Here is a 17165-nt window from a genome sequence, read left to right as displayed (position 1 = left end):
CTCCCGCGGCCCGTGCCTCCCCCGCGGCCCCCCGCCAGGGCGCCGCCCCGCCAGGGCGCCGGGCCGGCCCCCGGTCGCTCAGGTGCACGCCACCTGGTCCCCCCGCACCGTGTCCGTGCCCCCGGCCCCCGCGGTCTTTGTGCGGACCCGGGTGACCTCCCTGAAGTCGGAGCCGGCGATCACCTTGAGCACCGCGCCCCGGCCGGGCGCCGCCCGCAGTTCGCTGCCGGGCAGGGCCGCGGCCAGGGACCTCGCGGAACGGTTCCAGTGCGGGTCGTACAGGATGACCGTCCGCCGCACGTCGTGCTCCTTCGCGGTCCGGGGGGTGCCCGTCGTACGGAACCCGGTGGACCTGAGCGCCGTGTCGACGCGCCTGGCGAGCCCCGGTGTGGCCGTGCCGTTGTCGACCTGCACCCGGATCCCCTGCGGCGCCACCTCCACCACCCGGACCTGCCGGGGGCCTGCGGCGGGCGAGAGCGGCCGGTCCTCACGGATGGCGTCGAAGAGCTCCCGCGCCTTGGCGCCGTCCCACCGCACCGTTTCGCCGAGCCCCTTCACGGGCAGCCCAGCCGCCCGGATCGGAACGGTCGCGAACTCGGACGACGACGGAGAGAACCCCCGCATCGCGCGCCCGAGGTCCAGCATCTCGCGCGGCCCGAGGTCGCCGTCCGCGCGCACCGAGCCGAGCACGGTCCGGGTGAGACCGGCGAACTTCACCGGGTTCAGCAGGACGCCCGAGGAGGTCGCCTCGGAGATCAGCGAGGCGAGGAACCGCTGCTGGCGCTGCATCCGCCCCAGGTCGGCCGCCCCGTCGATGTGCCGCGAGCGCACGTACTGGAGCGCCTCGCCGCCACCCAGCCGGTGGCGGCCCGCGCTCAGGTCGAGGCCGGTGTAGGCGTCCGTCAGACGGCTCGGCGTGCAGATCTCCACTCCGCCCAGCACGTCCACCGTCTTCATGAAGCTGGTGAAGTCGACCTCCAGGTAGTGGTCGATCTTGACTCCGGTCATGTGCTCGACGGTGCGCACGGTGAGCTGCGGCCCGCCCTCCGCGTACGCCGCGTTGATCTTGACGGGATGGGCCGGGAGCAGCCGGCCGGTGCCCGGGTCGCGGCGGGAGGGGACCACCGCGTACGAGTCCCGGGGCAGGCTCACCACGCTGGCCCGGCCGCGGTCCTCCGAGAGGTGCACGATCATCATCGTGTCGGTGCAGTGGCAGGGCGCGCCGCCCAGCCGGTAGGCGGTCCGCTCCTCCGGCGTGATCCTGTCGCGGCCGTCGGTGCCGACCAGCAGGACGTTCATGCCGTGGCCGGGCTCCGGCCGGTTCTTCATGTCCTTGAACGGGTCGACGCGGTCGATCCCGCCGTTCAGGCTGCTGACCACCGCGTGCCCGATGCCCGCCGCGGCCAGGACCAGCACCGAGACGGTGGTCGCGGTGCGCATCGCCCAGCGGGGGTTCCCCCACCGTCTCGGGGGTCTCGGAGGGGGCCCCGGCCTGCGCCGTCCCGCCGCCCGCCCGCCGCCCGTCGCCGCCCTCGACCGGGAGCGCTCCGCGCCCACCCCTTCCTGCCCGGCCGGAGCCATGGCGGCGCGCGGCCGGGGGGCGGGCGCGGGGCGCGGGGTGCGGCGCGGCGGGTGGGGCGGGCGGTCGTGGCGGGCGGGCGAGCGGGGCGGCGTGGGCACAGGGGCACCTCCGCGGTGCTGGGGCCGGACGATCGCCCAGAACAGTACGTCCATACGAAATCCGGCCCGCTGCTACGGCCGGACGGCGCGCGGCGGTGTCCCCCGGACGCGCGCCCCCTTCCCCCGTACGCGGTAACGTGACGGGCTGAAGCCGCCGTGCCGCGGGCGCAGAACCGCGGCCGGGCGCCACCCGTGCGGACCGCACGCCGGGAGGCGGCCGGTTCTGCCGGTGGCAGCCGCGCCCCCGGCCGAGAGAACGCCGAAAGAAGACATGGAATCCCTCACCTCCCGCTCCGCGGACCAGAAGCCCCCCGCCGTGTCCGTGGTCATCCCCGTACTCAACGAGGAGCGGCACCTGCGCACCGCGGTGCAGGCGATCCTCGCCCAGCAGTACGACGGCGAACTGGAGGTCGTCCTCGCGCTCGGTCCCTCCACCGACCGCACCGACGAGATCGCCGCGGAACTCGTCCGCGAGGACCCGCGGGTGCACACCGTGCCCAACCCCGCCGGCCGCACCCCGGCCGCGCTGAACGCCGCGATCAAGGCGTCCCGCCATCCGGTGGTGGTCCGCGTGGACGGCCACGGCATGCTCTCGCCCGACTACATCGCCACCGCGGTGCGGCTCCTGGACGAGACCGGCGCGCAGAACGTCGGCGGGGTGATGCATGCCGAGGGCGAGAGCGACTGGGAGCGGGCCGTGGCCGCCGCGATGACCTCGAAGATCGGGGTGGGCAACGCCGCGTTCCACACGGGCGGCACGGCGGGGCCCGCGGAGACGGTCTACCTCGGCGTCTTCAGGCGCACGGCCCTGGAGCAGCAGGGCGGGTACAACGAGGAGTTCATCCGGGCCCAGGACTGGGAGCTGAACTTCCGGATCAGGGAGGCGGGCGGGCTGGTCTGGTTCTCGCCCGAACTGCGGGTCTCCTACCGGCCGCGGCCGAGCGTGCGGGCGCTCGCCCGGCAGTACAAGGACTACGGCCGCTGGCGGCACGTGGTCGCCCGGTACCACGAGGGCTCGATCAACCTCCGCTACCTCGCCCCGCCGACGGCCCTGTGCGCGATCGCCGCCGGCCTGGTGGTGGGCGCGGCTCTCACGCCGTGGGCGCTGCTCGTGCCCGGTGCCTACCTGGCCGCGATCCTGGCGGGCTCGGTCCCCGCGGGCCGGGGGCTGCCCCTGCGGTCGCGGAAGTGGATCCCGGTGGCGCTGGCGACGATGCACATGTGCTGGGGCTGGGGCTTCCTGACCAGTCCCCGCTCCCTGGCCAGGCGGGTCATCGCCAGCCGCCGCTGAGCCCGCCCGCGCCCCCGGTGGCCTGGAGCCGCCCCGCGCGGGGAGCACGCGCAGTCCTGCGCGGCGCGGCGGGGGGCCGAGGGGGAACGCTCACCACGAGTACGCCGGATTGACGTGCATGCACGCGGACGCGTCCGCCCCGTTGAGCGGGTCGGCCGACTTCGGAGCCTTGTCGTCGCCGGTACCGGCGGACTTCGGGTAAGGCCCCGCCAGACGCCAGTCGGCGCCGACGACCAGCGTGACGCCCGTGACGTTCGTCGAGCGCTCGACGGCACTCGGCGGAATACCGAGCGCCTTGGCCACCCGCTGCGCGTCGCCCTCCAGGTCCGCGCTCGGGTAGCGCAGCACCGTCCGCTCCTGCGCGAGCGGTGTCGTCGGGTCCGCGACGGCCCGTGTGAAGCCCTCCCGCCCCAGTTGCTGCGCCACTTCCGAGGCCCGGCCGCTGACGGGTGCCAGCGTGGGCGTGCGGGTGCCGTTCTGGACCCGTACCGCGATCTCGCCGTCCGGTGCCGCCTCGTCCTCGGACGCCGCCGGCGGCGGCGCGGGCTTCTTGCCCCCGGTCTTCTTGCCGTCCAGCGCGAGGTCGTCGCGGACCAGCCTGAAGAGCTGGTCGGCGTCGCCCGGCTTGGGCACGACCCGCGCGCCCACGTAGTCGTACGGCATGGTGGTGCTGGTGATGCGGTCCGCGGGCACCTTCTTCAGCTCGGTGCTGAGGTCGTAGAGCTTCTTGACGGTGTCCAGGCCGTTGTCGACGCGGAGCGCCTTGGTCGCCTCCTCGGCGATGCCGCGCAGCTTGCCCGGGTTGGACAGGGTGGCGTTCTTGCGCAGCTCGCGCACCATCGAGTTCATGTACTGGTGCTGGGCCTTGGTGCGCGCGATGTCGCTGCCGTCCTCGAAGCCGTACCGGGTGCGCAGCCACTGGAGGGCCTGCTCGCCCTTGATGTAGTGGGTGCCCTTGGTCAGCTTCAGCCCGGAGCCGTGGCCCTGGCTGTCCTTCGAGTGGATGTTGGCGTCCACACAGACGGGGACGCCGCCGATGGCGTCGGCCATGGAGACCACGCCCGCGAAGTCGACCATCATGAAGTGGTCGATGTGGATGCCGGTGAGCTGCTCCCAGGTGGCGACCGTGCAGCCGGGGCCGCCGCGCTCCAGCGACTGGTTCGCCAGGGTCCGCTCGGTGCTCGCCGGGTACACGCGGCCGGTCTTCGGGTCGGTGCACTGCGGGATCTGGACCAGGGTGTCCCGCGGCATGCTCACCACGGACATGTTGCTGCGGTCCGCCGAGAGGTGCACCAGCATCTGGACGTCCGCCCGCGGCGCGCCGCCGAAGGTGCTCCGGGCGCCGCCGAGCTTCTGGTTCTCCTTGGTGTCCCGCGCGTCCGAGCCGATGAGCAGGATGTTCAGGGGGGTCTGACCCGCGGCGTTCGGGGTGGGCGCGGGTGCCTTGTGGTCGCCGATGTTCAACGGGTCGGTGCGGATGTTGCCGTTGAGGTGCTGGTAGTACAGGTAGCCGGCGCCCGCCGTGCCGAGTATCAGCACCGAGAGGACGGTCGCCGACCAGCGCAGCACCCGCCGGCCCCGCCGCGGCGCACCGGCGTCGCTGCGCCGCTCGGCACCGGCCGCCTCGCGCCCACCCGGCGGCCCGTGGCGCCCGCCGCGACCACCGGCCGCGACCGCCACCGCCTCTCCGGCAGCGCCTGAGCCCTCCTGGTACAGGCTGTCGTCCCACCCGAGCTCGTGGGCCGACCGGACATCCGGGCCACGCGCCCCGATGGGTACGCCCTCCCCACGTACACCGCTCTGCCTCATGCCCTGCCTCCCCACCCTGCGCCCTTCGGGCCCCCTACGCCCGGTTAGACGCGTGAAACCCCTTGAGGGTTACTTGGCGCAGACCGCCTTGTCGGCTTCGACCTTCTGGATTCCCTCCGGCGCCTTCGACGGAGCGGCTATGGGCACCCCCGCGCCCTTGAAGTCCTGCCCCAGGGTGAGCACGACCGCGGGCAGCCCCTGGTCGTTCTCCTCGCTCTTGCCCGGCTTCATCGCCGAGGCGGGCAGCCCCATGAGGTCGGCCAGCTCACGCGCCTGGTCGGCCTGGTCGGGGGAGTACTCGAGTGTGGTCTTCGCGACGTTGGCGGGGGCGTTGCCCAACTGGCTCGACTTCAGCACGCCCTCGGTGTTCTGCAGCCAGCTCAGGGTCTCCTGGGCGGAGCCCGCCACGGCGCCGCCGTTGTAGATGTTGACGCGCACGTCGGACGCGGCCGACTTGGGACCCTTGAGGCGGTCGGCCTGCTCGGCCTTGTGCTGCGACTCCTTCTTCTTGACCTCGGTCAGCGACACGTCGTCGCGGAGCATCGCGAACAGCGGGTCGGCCTGGGCCTTGTTGACGACGACCGTCGCGTGCACCACTTCGTTCGGGTTGTCCACCACCGGCAGCGTGGTGAACGTGATGTTCTTCGGCGGCACCTTCTTCAGCTCCAGGGCGACGTCCTTGAGGGTGCTGATGTGGCCGATGCCGGTGTCCACGGTCAGCGCCTTGGTCGCCGACTCCGCGAGGCTGGTCAGCTTGCTCGGGCTGGTGAGCGTGTCGCTGGAGGACATCTTCCGCATCAGCGAGCCGAGGAACTGCTGCTGGACCTTGATGCGGTCCAGGTCGCCCTCGTTGCCGAAGCTGTGCCGGGTGCGCACGAACGCCAGCGCCTGCTCGCCCTTGAGGTTGTGGTGCCCGGCGGACAGCTTGAGGTGCGAGTCGGGGTCGTCCACGTCCTTGCCGAGGCAGACGTCGACGCCGCCGACGGCGGCGCTGAGCGTCTTGACCGCGTTGAAGTCGGCCATCATGAAGTGGTCCACGTGCACACCGGTGATCTGGTCGACGGTGCGCATGGTGCAACCCGGGTCGCGGCCGTCCTGACCGAGGCTGGTGTTGAAGCGCACGTCGTCCGTGCCCGGCACGATCCTGGTGGAGCCGTCCGGCTGCTTCGTCGGGCAGTCGGGGATGTCGGTGATCAGGTCGCGCGGGATGCTCAGCGCGGTGGCGTTCGTGCGGTCCTTGGAGACGTGCAGCAGGATGTTGGTGTCCGCGTGCCCGACGCTCCCCTTGTCCCCGTAGCCCTCGTTGCCCTTGCCGGTGCGCTTGTCCGTGCCGATCAGCAGGACGTTGAAGGCCGCGTCCTTGGCGAAGCCGCTGCTGCCCGCACCGGCGACGTCGGTGGTGTTGATGTTGTTGTCCAGGTGCCGGTAGTAGAGGTACCCGGCCGTGCCCGTGCCGACCAGCACGAACGCCATCACGCCGCCGGTCCACAGCAGCGCCTTCTTCGCCGTGGACTTCTTCTTCGGCCGTCCGCGGCGGCGGCCCGGCGCCGGCTCCTGGACCGGGCGCCGCCTGCGCTGCCCGGGCACCCTCGGGGCGTCCACGTCCTCCTGGGGCGGCGCACCGCGCCCGCCGGCCCGGCGGCCGGGCGGGCGCCGGCCCGCGGCGTCCGCCCCGGTGGCGCGCTGCGCCGACCGCTCACCCTGCTGGGGGCGGCGCCGGCCGCCGCCCTGCCGCTCCGCGGCACGGCCGCCGCGCCCACCGCCGCGCTGGCCCGGCATGGGCGACTGCCCAGCGGAGGGGTTCAGTCGCAGTTCGTAATCGCCGGTGTCCGGGTTCAGTACCCACTGGTCTGCGGGGTCGATGTCGTCCGACCGCCCACGGCCTTGCGCGTCCACGGTTGTCCGTCCTCCGTCGGGGCCACGCGGCGCCTTCCCCCTTGCCTGTCGAGGCGCTCGGTGAGTCGTCCAGCAGTGTGCGACCAAGTGGCCTGGTGCACCGGACCGCTCACACTATCCGCCCACTTCAGTACGGAACGACGACGGTGACAAATTCCACGTCCCTACAACCGGGCAATCCCCCGCAATTCCGCGAAACGAAGGGCCCCCGTTGGCGATCGTTTTACTCCTGTGGGGTACTTCGGGCCATGCTCGGGTGCGGTAGCCCTCATCCGCACGTGTCCTGCGCCGCCGTATTGCCCCGGAATGTCGGGGCTGGAGAACGCCTCGCTCCGCCGTTCCTGTCGTGCGCACCCTCCCGCGGCGCGTGGACGACCTCCACGGGAGCGTCCGTACGGAGCTGGCCGAAGAGCTTTTCCGCCGCGTTTCTGACGAGTTGATCACGATTGGCGTTGCCGGGGTACGGGCGGCGGGGCAGGGTCAGGAACTGGATATGTCCTGTGGGGATGTTGCGCACGCCCCGCACCAGGTCGTAAAGGCCCCGCAGGCTCGCCAGGCCCGGATCGGTCGTCAGCGACGACGTCGCCGCGTCCAGCACCGGGTAGAGGCGGCCCGGGTTGAGCAGCACGCCGTTGCTGCGCACCTTGGCCACCAGGGCGCCCAGGAAGCGCTGCTGGCGGTCGATGCGGTCGGTGTCACTGCCGTTGCCCAGGCTCTTGCGGGCGCGCACGTAGCCGAGGGCCTGCTCGCCGTCGAGGGTCTGCCGTCCTGCGGGCAGTGCCAGGTGGGCGTCGGCGTCGCGCACGGGCTGCCTGAGGCAGACCCGCACGCCGCCCAGCGCGTCCACCATCCGCCTGAAGCCCCGGAAGTCGATGATCATGTAGTGGTCGACGCGGATGCCGGTGAGCTTCTCGACGGTGCGGACCGTGCAGGCCGAACCGCCGGTCTCGAAGGCGTGGTTGAACATCGCCCGGACCGGCCGGGTCCCGGTGCCGTCGCGCCTGCGGCAGGCCGGCACCTGCACCATCAGGTCGCGCGGGACGGAGACCGCCGTCGCCCGGCGCCGGTCGGCCGCGAGGTGCAGCAGGATCGTGGTGTCGGAGCGCTGGGTGCCGTTGTCGTGGCCGTACCTGCGGTTGACCGCGCCCGCCCTGCTGTCGGAGCCGATCAGCAGGATGTTCTGGGCGCCGCGGACCAGTGCCGTGGGCCGCTCCTTCTCGTACCGCTCCAGTTCGGCGGCCGCGCCCGTGTCCGCGGTGATGTTGCCGTTCAGCTCCTCGTAGGCCACCCAGCCCGCCCCGCCGGCGGCCAGCACGAGCACGGCGCCTCCCAGCGCCGCCCCGCGCAGCATGCGGCGCCTGCGGCGGACGGCGCCCGTGCCGGTGGGGGCGGAGCCGGCGGGGGTGCCGGGTGCGGGCGGTACGGACGCGCGGTCGTCCGGGCGCTCGGGCTCCGGCGTGCCCTCGGTGTCGGCCACCTGTGCATCCACCCCCTCGGGACGTCGGTGCCCGGCCCGGCCCGGCAGCGGCTGCCCGGCCGGTGCCCGGGCTGTCCCTACGACCATGACCCGCCGGCGCCGCCGCGGCGCGCGGACCCCGGGGCGCACGGGGCCGAACGGGTGGTGCGGGGGCCGGGTGGCGCGGGAGGCGAGTCTGCCGGGAGGCGGGTGGTCCGGGAGGCGGGTGGCAGGCGCGGGCGTCCCGCCCGGGGGTTCCTTGACCGTGTGGCTAGCGGGCGGTGGCCGTCACCCGCTCGGTCCCGATGCGCTTGTCCAGGGTGTCTCCGGCGAGCTGCTCCGGGTGGCGGCAGAGCACCACGGAGCCATCTGCCGCCAGCGGTGCGTAGAGCCCGGCGCTCAGGCCGTCCCAGGTGTCGTAGCCGCGCGTGGACAGCAGCCGGCAGCCCGGGCCCGTCAGGCCGAGTCCCGGGGCGTCGGCCGCGGCGCGCGCCGCCACCTGCGCACCGGACAGCTCGGCGCCGGCGACGATCAGCGCGGGCGCGGCGGGGTCGACGGGCGCGAACGGCGTGAAGCGGTCGCCCTGGCCCGGTACCTCCACCGCGTAGTCGGTGAAGCCCTCCGGGGGCTGCGGGAAACGGCCGCCCAGCGGGCGCAGTGCGAGCGCCACGCGCTCCCCGCGGCAGGCGCGCGCCGCATCGAGCGCATCAGGCCCGCTGACCACCAGATCCGCCTCCGCCGGGTCACCGCCGACATCCGCGATCACACCCGCCGAGGAGCAGGCCAGCAGCCACACCGCGGTCTGCCAGTGCGCGGGCAGCAGCAGGGCGAGCCGGTCACCCGGCTCGGCCGCGAGATCGCCCTGGAGGAGGTTCGCCGTCTTGGCCACCCAATTGGCGAAGGTCGCCACGGACAATTCGACGCGTTCACCCGTCGCGTCGTCGTAGAAGGTCACCAGAGGGCGGCCCGGGTCCGCGGCGAGTGCGGATCGCAGCAGGTCGGCGGGGGTGCGGTCGGTGGTGTTCACGCCGCTAAGCCTACGCGGGCGCCTCGGACGGATGCGGCCGGGCGGGGGAGGCGGGGGCCACCCGGTTGGGCCGACGGCGCGTCAGCCGGGGCTGAGCGGGAGCGCGGGGTGAAATGGACAGTTTTGCTGGCATCTGTCAACGATCGGATGCATGCGTGGATTTCTTGCTTCCTCAGCGGGCGTCACATGCGTGGCCGCCCTTTCCCTGCCCTTCACCCTTCCGTCCGGTGCCCGGGCGGCGACCGCCGCGCCGTCCGCGCCGGTGGCCGGTGCCGCCTCGGGCGGTACGCGGTCCCTGCCGCTGGCCCCCCTCGCGGCCGACCGTGCCCTGGGAGGCGCACCGGCACGGGGGCTGACACAGCGTCATGTCTCTCCCTTCTCCCTCCTCGGCGTCGCCTGGGACGACCCGGACGCCCGACTCGACGGCCGGGTCCAGGTCCGCACCCGCCCGGCCGGCGGCACCACCTGGTCGCGCTGGCGCGACGTCCCGACGCACGCCCACGACCATGCGCCCGACCCGGGTTCCGCGGAACGCGCCGGGCCCCGGGTGGGCGGCGCCACGGCACCACTGTGGGTGGGCAGGTCGGACGGCGTCCAGGTCCGGGTGACACCCGCGGTGCGGGGCGGCAAGGGAGCGCCCGCCGAACGGGGGAGCACGGACGCGGCGGGGGGAGGCGGCACGGACGCCGCGGAGAGAGGCGGCCCGGGCGCCGCCGGGGGACGCGGGACGGGCGCCACCGGCGGAGGGGGTGACGGCGCGGGCCGGAGGGCTGCGGACGGCGTGCCGACCGGTGCGGACGCGGAGCCGGTGTCCACGGGGCCGGTCGCGCGGCGGGGGGACGGCGGACCGGACGACGGCGGAACCGGTGGGGCGGCGAGCCCGCTGCCCGACGGGCTGCGGCTGGAACTCGTCGACCCCGGCACCGCGGACGGCGCTCCCGCGGTGCGCGGAACGCCCGCGGCCACGGCGAGCACAGCGAGCACGGTGAGCGCCGCGGCCCGGGCTGGCGGGGCGGCGGCGGGTCGGCCGAGCGGTGCCGCCTCCGCGGAGCCGGGCACGGCGGAGCCGGTGGCCGCGTCACCCGCCGTCCGTGACGCCGTCCCCGACACGGTCCGTGACGCGGTCCGTGACGCCGTCCCCGACGCGGCGCCGCGGCCGGTCATCGTCAGCCGCGCGGACTGGGGTGCCGACGAGAGCCTGCGGGAGAGCGGGTTCCGCTACACCGGGACGGTGAAGGCCGCCTTCGTGCACCACACCGACACGGGCAACGACTACACGTGCGCCCAGGCCGCCGAGGTGGTCCGCGGCATCTACCGCTACCACGTGGAGACCATGGGCTGGCGGGACATCGGCTACAACTTCCTCGTCGACAAGTGCGGGACGGTCTACGAGGGCCGGGCGGGCGGCGTGGAGAAGGCGGTCATGGGCGCCCACACCATGGGGTTCAACACGGACAGCACCGGTATGGCCGTCCTCGGCACCTTCACGGACGAGGACCCCCCGCAGGCGGCCGTGGACGCGCTCGCCGGGCTCGCCGCCTGGAAGCTCGGCCTGACGGGGGCCGACCCCGCGGGCACCACCTCGCTCACGTCCGCAGGCGGCAACCTCTTCCCCGCGGGCGAGCAGGTCCGGATGAACGTCGTCTCGGGCCACCGCGACGGCTACAACACCGACTGCCCCGGTACCCGCTTGTACGGCATGCTCGGCACGGTCCGCAGCAGCGCCGCGGCGCTCCAGGGCCGCTGAGCGGCGCGCCCACCCGGCCGCCGGGCCGGGCGTGCGGGCCCGGGCGCCTCCCCGGCGCGCCCACCCGGCCGAAACGCCGGGTAGCGGCCCCGGTCCTTCTGCCTAGACTGGCCGGCCGGAAGAACCTCCGGCCGGCCTAAGCAGGAAAGCAGAGACGACAGGTGACAGAAGCGATCCTTCTGGTCGGGGGCAAGGGCACCCGGCTGCGCCCGCTCACGGTCAACACGCCGAAGCCGATGGTGCCGGCGGCGGGCGTGCCGTTCCTCACGCACCAGTTGGCGCGGGCCCGGGCCGCGGGCGTCGAGCACATCGTGATGGCGACGTCCTACCTGGCCGAGGTCTTCGAGCCGTACTTCGGCGACGGCTCGGCGTTCGGGCTGCACCTGGAGTACGTCACGGAACGGGAGCCGCTCGGTACCGGCGGCGCCATCCGCAACGTCTCCTCCCGGCTGCGCTCCGGCCCCGAGGACCCGGTGCTCGTCTTCAACGGCGACATCCTCACGGGCCTCGACATCCGCGCCCTGGTCGCCGCCCACGCCTCCTCCGGCGCCGATGTGTCCCTGCACCTGACCCGGGTCACCGACCCGCGGGCGTACGGCCTGGTGCCGACCGACGACACCGGCCGTGTGCTGGCCTTCCTGGAGAAGCCCGGCTCGCCGGAGGAGATCGTCACCGACCAGATCAACGCGGGCGCGTACGTGTTCCGGCGCTCCGTCATCGACAGCATCCCCGAGGGCCGTCCGGTCTCCGTGGAGCGCGAGACGTTCCCGGGGCTGCTGGCCGCCGGCGCCCATCTGCAGGGGATGGTCGACTCCACCTACTGGCTGGACCTGGGCACCCCCGAGGCCTTCGTGCGCGGCTCCGCGGACCTCGTCCTCGGACGCGCGCCGTCGCCCGCGGTGCCGGGCCGCTGCGGGGACCGCCTGGTGCTGCCCTCGGCACGGGTCGCGCCTGGTGCCAAGCTCAGCGGCGGCACGGTGGTGGGCGAACGTGCGCTGATCGGCGCGGGCGCGCGGCTGTCGGGCAGCGCGGTGCTGTGCGACGCGGTGGTGGAGCCGGGCGCGGTGGTCACCGACTCGCTGATTGGCGAGGGTGCCCGGGTGGGGGCGCGCACGGTGGTCACCGGCGCGGTCATCGGTGACGGGGCGTCGGTGGGTGCCGACAACGAACTGCTCGCCGGTGTCCGGATCTGGTGCAACGCGTCTCTTCCCGCGGGCGCGGTGCGGTTCTCCCCCGACCGGTGAGGGTGCGCCCCCGCGGGGGGCCGCTCACGCGAAGCCGCCCCCGGCCGGGAGACCGGGGGCGGTGGTGTCGACGGGGTACGGCTCAGTAGCCGTGGCCCTTGACGTCGATGTCGACGTTCCGCGAGCAGTCGATGTTGTCGTTGGCGGCCGACAGGATCGGCACGTCGATGACGCGGATGCTGTTGCAGTTCAGCACGTTGTTGTCGTTGCTGATGTCGTCCTGCGCCGAAGCCGTCCCGGCAGCAACGCCCGCCAGCGCCAGAGCAGTGAACGAGGTGGCGAGGGTCTTCTTGAGCATCATGTTTCTTGTTTCTCCTTGAGGAGTGGGGGTAATTCCGCGGATGTGAAGTCCACGTTTGCTGGCGTCGGCCGACCGGCCCACGGAAGCGCACCCTGACGGGTTGTGCATTTCGTGGGAGTCAGTATCGGGCGCTGCCAATTGGTGAACGAACCGGAAGCCCGCCAGGTATTGATCCGAACGGGTGCCGTTTCATCGTCCTACCGCATCGGAGGCCGCATTTGTTTCCGGCGCCTCGACATGCCCCACATTGGTGGCGCAGTCGATGTTGTCGTTACCGGTCGACAGGACAGAGACCTCGGCAATGCGCAGGTTGAAGCAGTTGAGCACCTGTGAATCCTTCACGACGTACACGTCGTTGTCGGCCTGCGCGACGCCGGATCCGGCGGCGAGCACGGTCGCCGAGGAGAGCGACACGGCGGCGATTCTTTTCAGGATCACGAAGAGCCTCTGTTCGTATCGAACGCATTGCGTACTTCGTCCTGCGAGGCATTCGGGTGTCTTCGCCCGGATGCCGGACAGGCAGTGCTTGCACTGGGGTTCTGTCTCTGTCTTGTGTGTTACTGCGCTGATAAACGAGGGGCGGTGCGCCGAGTTGTGCTGCCGAATGAGTGAACCGGGCACGGTAAACGCCTCCTGTCAGGAGGCGGTGCCCGATCCGGCCGCCGGATGCGCTGTCCGTGATTGTCCGGGCGATGAATGCCGAGGAATTCGTTGAATGGCCGTCCCGCGCTGTGGTCCGTCCCGCGCTGTGGCCGGTCCTGGGTTGCGGCCGTCCTGGGCTGTGGTCGGTCCTGGCCTGTGGCCCGTTCCGCCGCGGCGGGCCGTTCCCGCGGCGGGTCGGGGTCAGAGCAGGCCGATGTCCGTGCGCGGCATCCGGGGGGCGCGGCGGGCCGGGGCCCTGCCGCTGAGCAGGAGCAGCCGCGCGGCACGGTGCCGCTGGCCGGCGTACGGCTCCAGGAGGCGCAGCATCTCCTCGTCGTCGGCGTTGCGGTCACCGTTCAGCGCGTAGCCGACGATGCCCGGCAGGTGGAGGTCGCCGACGGTCACCTCGTCCGGTGCGCCGTGGCTGCGCTGCACGGTCTCCGCGGACGTCCAGGATCCGATGCCCGGCACCAGTTCGAGCCGGGCGCGGGCCTCGCGGGGCGGCAGGTCCACGGCCTCCTCCAAGCGCCGGGCCACCCTTACCGCCCGCAGGATCGTCGACGAGCGCTTCTGGTCGACGCCGGCGCGGTGCCACTCCCAGGACGGGATCAGCGCCCAGGTGCGCGGCGCCGGCATCACGTGCAGCCGGTCGGGCGCGGGTCCCGGCGCGGGCTCGCCGTACGCACGCACCAGCCGCCGCCACGCCCGGTACGCCTCGATGGTGGTGACCTTCTGCTCCAGGACGGAGGGGATCAGCGACTCCAGGACCAGGCCGGTGCGGGTCAGGCGCAGCCCCGGCCTGCGGCGCTGGGTCAGGGCGACCAGGCGGTGCCGGGGCACGAGGGCCGACGGGTCGTCCGCGGCGCCGAGCAGTTCGGGGAGCCGGTCGAGCAGCCAGGGCGCCCCCGGTCCCCAGGCGGCGGCCTCGACATCGGCACCGCTCACCGCCACACGCAGCGTGCCGGGCCCCGCGGGGGTGCGGGTGGCGCGCCACACCGAGCCGTCCGGCAGCGCACGGACCGTGGGGTCGCCGCCGCCGCGGCGCAGCGGCCCGAGCACCAGGCCGAGGTCGAGCGGGCCCGGCGGCGTCCAGCGACGGGTCAGGGCCGTGGTCCGGCAGACGCCTGCGGGAGCGGTGGGGGCCGCGGGCGCAGTGGGAGCGGCGGGGGCAGCGGGGGCGGACAGGCCGCCCGCTGCCGCCGGGCCCGCGGCAGCCCGGGGGTACTGCGCGGGTACGGCGGCGTGGCCGCCGCGCACCGATGTGCGCGTGGGGCGGCGGGGGGCGAAGCGTCCTGCCACGGTGCCGGTCCTTTGCGTAGCGCCGATGAGGCGGTGCCTGTCGCGGCCGGGCGCCCGGGGGCACCTCGTTCCGCGATGCGGCTGCGCACTGTGCACCCTACGTCCATCCGAGACGGCACCCCGGCCCGGGCCCGGGCGCCCCGGGGCGGCGGCGCGGTTGCCCGTGTGGGTCCCCGCCACTCCTGCGGACGCACCGTGCGCGCGGCGATGGCCGCCGGTGAGCCACGGGCCGCGGGGCCACGGGCCGCCGGAGTGGCGGGGTGGCGAGGTGCCGGGGTACGGGCATGCCGGAGCGCCGATGTGCGGCGCCGCCGGGACCGCCGGTTCACCGCGTCTCGACGAACCCCTCCGTGTCCCGTACCGGCCGCGCCTTCGGCAGCCGCGCGGGGTGCCCGATCGCCACCGCTCCCATCGGGTCCCACCCGGCGGGCAGTGCGAGCACCTCGCGGACCACCTCGCGGCAGAACATCGTCGACGAGACCCACGCGGAGCCCAGCCGCTCGCCGGCGAGGGCGACGAGGAAGTTCTGCACGCCCGCGCCCATGGCCACCACGAACATCTCGCGCTCCGCGCCGTCCCGCCGGGCGTCCCCGTAGGAGTGCGCACCGTCCGTGACGAGGCAGGGCACCGCCAGGTAGGGGGCGGCCCGCAGCACCTCGCCGCGGCGCACCCGCGCGGCGATGGACGCCTCGGACCTGCCGTCGGCGCGCAGGTCGGCGATCCAGGCGTCCCGCATCGCGTCCAGCAGGCGGGTGCGGGAGTCCTGCGACTCCAGCAGGACGAAGCGCCAGGGGGTGGTGTGGTGCGGCGCCGGGGCGGTGACCGCCGCGGCCACCGCCCGGCGCACGGCCCCCGGGTCGACGGGCTCGCCGGTGAACTCCCGGACCGTACGCCGCTGGGTCACCGCCTCCCGCACCGCCTCCGAGGTGCCGAGCCGGAACATGTCGTCCAGTGCCACGCGCACCAGGGCCCGCGCGCCCTGCGCCTCGTCCGCGCCGGACCCGCTCCCGGTGCCGCCCGGCCCGTCGCCGGTGCCGTCCGGCCCGCTCTCCGCTCCGTCCCGGGCGCCGGTCGCCGGCGTCAGGTGCGGCAGGCCGCGCACCACGGCCACCGGCAGCCCGGCGGTCTTGCCCTTGACCAGGTCGCCCGCGGCGGCGAGCTCGTCGGCGGTGGCGATGACGGTGGACTGGAGCGCGTTGCCGTGGGCGTCGACGCCGCCCCGCAGGTCGTCCAGGACGCGGACGCCGGACGCGCCGATGGCGACATCGGTGAGGCCGTTGCGCCAGGGGCGGCCGAAGGTGTCGGTGACCAGCACGCCGACGTCAACCCCGAGCACGTCGCGCAGTCCGGCACGGACCGCCCGCGCGGAGGCGTCCGGGTCCTCGGGCAGCAGTAGGACCGTACCGGCCGGGGTGTTGGAGGCGTCCACTCCCGCCGCGGCCATCACCAGCCCCTGGCGGTTCTCGACGATGCGCAGGGAGCCGCGGCGGGCCACCACCCGCACCGTCTCGGCGTCGATGGCCGCCTCGCGGTCGGCCGCCTCCACCACCCGGCCCTCCGCCTTGGAGACGATCTTCGAGGTGACCAGGACCACATCGCCGTCCGCGAGGCCCGGCTCGGCGGCCGCGATCAGCTTGGCGAGGTCGTCGCCGGGCTGCACCTCGGGCAGGCCCTGCACGGCCCAGACGTGGTACGAGGCGGTGGAGTGCGCCGGCGGGCCACCGGCCGTCGCGCGCGTGCCGGCGGTCATGCGCGCACCTCGTCGGCCAGGGCGAGCGCTTCCCCGGCCATCCGGGCCGTGGCGTCGACGTCGGTCATCATCAGGGGGACCGCCCGGCAGCGGATCCCGGCGGCCGTCACCCGCTCCACAGCCGCGGCGTCCACCGTGTCGACGAGCCAGCCGTCCAGCAGGCCGGATCCGTAGTGCTCGGCGACGGCGGCGGCGGTGGACTCCACGCCGACCGCGGCGAGCACCTTGTCGGCCATGCCGCGCACCGGCGAGCCGCCGACGATGGGGGAGAGGCCGACGACCGGCACCCCGGCGTCCGCGATCGCCTCCCTGATCCCGGGCACGGCGAGGATGGTGCCGATGCTCACCACCGGGTTCGACGGCGGGAAGAGGACGGTGTCGGCCTCCGCGATCGCCTCCAGGACGCCCGGCGCGGGCTTGGCCCGGTCGGCGCCGACGGGCACCACCGCGTGCGCGGGCACCGAGGCGCGCAGCCGCACCCAGTACTCCTGGAAGTGGACGGCGCGCTGCTCGCCGCCCGCGGCCGAGCGGCCTCCCGGCCCCTCCGTGCCTTCGGTGACTCCCGTGCCGTCCGTCCCGTCCGGGGGGAGGGTGACGGCGACGTGGGTCTCGACGCGGTCGTCGGTCATGGGGATGAGCCGTACGCCCGGCTGCCAGCGGTCGCACAGCGCTTCGGTGACGGCGCTCAGCGGGTAGCCGGCGCCGAGCATCTGGGTGCGGACGACATGGGTGGCGAAGTCGCGGTCGCCGAGGCCGAACCAGTCGGGTCCGACACCGTACGCGGCGAGCTCCTCCTTGAGGTGGAACGTCTCGTCGGTGCGCCCCCAGCCCTGCTCCTCGTTGATCCCGCCGCCGAGGGTGTACATCACCGTGTCGAGGTCCGGGCAGACCCGCAGGCCGAAGAGGTGGATGTCGTCGCCGGTGTTGCCGATGACGGTGATCTCGGCGTCCGGGACCGCTTTCTTGAGACCACGCAGGAACCGGGCACCGCCGATGCCGCCTGCCAGAACCACAATGCGCATA

At 74.1% G+C, this 17165-nt stretch carries 13 protein-coding genes; 3 read left to right on the top strand and 10 right to left on the bottom strand.

The features are described 5' to 3' along the window. Positions 1–78 precede the first annotated feature (78 nt). Complete coding sequence (locus tag IE313_RS16320; protein ID WP_444546250.1) at positions 79–1734, bottom strand: LCP family protein; 1656 nt, start codon at positions 1732–1734, stop codon at positions 79–81. 217 nt (positions 1735–1951) lie between these two features. Between IE313_RS16320 and IE313_RS16315 the strand changes: the two genes are divergently transcribed. Then, positions 1952–2971 (top strand): glycosyltransferase family 2 protein, encoded by a 1020-nt coding sequence (locus IE313_RS16315; RefSeq protein WP_189932768.1) that lies wholly within the window; start codon positions 1952–1954, stop codon positions 2969–2971. 90 nt (positions 2972–3061) lie between these two features. Here the strand turns inward: IE313_RS16315 and IE313_RS16310 are convergent, their stop codons facing one another. The 4 genes from IE313_RS16310 to IE313_RS16295 all read right to left on the bottom strand — a co-directional run bounded on the left by IE313_RS16310 (position 3062) and on the right by IE313_RS16295 (position 9159). Next, entirely contained in the window at positions 3062–4780 is a 1719-nt protein-coding gene (locus tag IE313_RS16310) for an LCP family protein (RefSeq protein ID WP_189932767.1), read from the bottom strand. A 69-nt stretch (positions 4781–4849) separates the two neighbouring features. Continuing rightward, complete coding sequence (locus IE313_RS16305) at positions 4850–6676, bottom strand: LCP family protein (protein WP_189932765.1); 1827 nt, start codon at positions 6674–6676, stop codon at positions 4850–4852. A gap of 268 nt (positions 6677–6944) precedes the next feature. Continuing rightward, on the bottom strand, positions 6945–8153 hold the full coding sequence (locus tag IE313_RS16300) for an LCP family protein (protein WP_229924685.1): 1209 nt from the start codon (positions 8151–8153) through the stop codon (positions 6945–6947). Positions 8154–8403: 250 nt separating this feature from the next. Then, positions 8404–9159: a TIGR03089 family protein gene (locus tag IE313_RS16295; protein WP_189932761.1), complete on the bottom strand. Its 756-nt coding sequence runs from the start codon at positions 9157–9159 to the stop codon at positions 8404–8406. A gap of 190 nt (positions 9160–9349) precedes the next feature. On the opposite strand from IE313_RS16295, the gene IE313_RS16290 reads away from it, so the two are divergent. Both IE313_RS16290 and manB read left to right on the top strand, forming a co-directional pair. Next, a complete protein-coding gene (locus tag IE313_RS16290; protein WP_308439178.1) occupies positions 9350–10906 on the top strand; it encodes a peptidoglycan recognition protein family protein in 1557 nt (518 codons plus the stop codon). 161 nt (positions 10907–11067) lie between these two features. Continuing rightward, on the top strand, positions 11068–12150 hold the full coding sequence (gene manB, locus IE313_RS16285; protein WP_189932757.1) for a mannose-1-phosphate guanylyltransferase: 1083 nt from the start codon (positions 11068–11070) through the stop codon (positions 12148–12150). 82 nt (positions 12151–12232) lie between these two features. Here manB and IE313_RS16280 read toward each other — a convergent pair whose 3' ends face one another. The 5 genes from IE313_RS16280 to IE313_RS16260 all read right to left on the bottom strand — a co-directional run bounded on the left by IE313_RS16280 (position 12233) and on the right by IE313_RS16260 (position 17164). After that, positions 12233–12451 (bottom strand): hypothetical protein, encoded by a 219-nt coding sequence (locus tag IE313_RS16280; RefSeq protein ID WP_189932755.1) that lies wholly within the window; start codon positions 12449–12451, stop codon positions 12233–12235. Between the two features lie 189 nt (positions 12452–12640). Next, positions 12641–12889 carry a hypothetical protein gene (locus IE313_RS16275; protein ID WP_189932753.1) on the bottom strand — a complete coding sequence of 83 codons (249 nt, stop codon included), beginning with the start codon at positions 12887–12889 and terminating at the stop codon, positions 12641–12643. A gap of 405 nt (positions 12890–13294) precedes the next feature. Beyond that, the gene (locus tag IE313_RS16270) at positions 13295–14392 is read right to left on the bottom strand and encodes a DNA-3-methyladenine glycosylase family protein (protein ID WP_189932751.1); all 1098 of its coding nucleotides are present in this window, start codon (positions 14390–14392) and stop codon (positions 13295–13297) included. Positions 14393–14717: 325 nt separating this feature from the next. Then, positions 14718–16142: a coenzyme F420-0:L-glutamate ligase gene (locus IE313_RS16265; RefSeq protein WP_189932749.1), complete on the bottom strand. Its 1425-nt coding sequence runs from the start codon at positions 16140–16142 to the stop codon at positions 14718–14720. After that, on the bottom strand, positions 16139–17164 hold the full coding sequence (locus tag IE313_RS16260) for a 2-phospho-L-lactate transferase (protein WP_189932747.1): 1026 nt from the start codon (positions 17162–17164) through the stop codon (positions 16139–16141). Before IE313_RS16260 ends, IE313_RS16265 begins: the two co-directional genes overlap by 4 nt. Position 17165 lies beyond the last annotated feature (1 nt).

Source organism: Streptomyces sulfonofaciens, assembly GCF_014656295.1.
Classification (GTDB): domain Bacteria; phylum Actinomycetota; class Actinomycetes; order Streptomycetales; family Streptomycetaceae; genus Streptomyces; species Streptomyces sulfonofaciens.
This window is presented reverse-complemented; position numbering and strand designations above follow the sequence as displayed.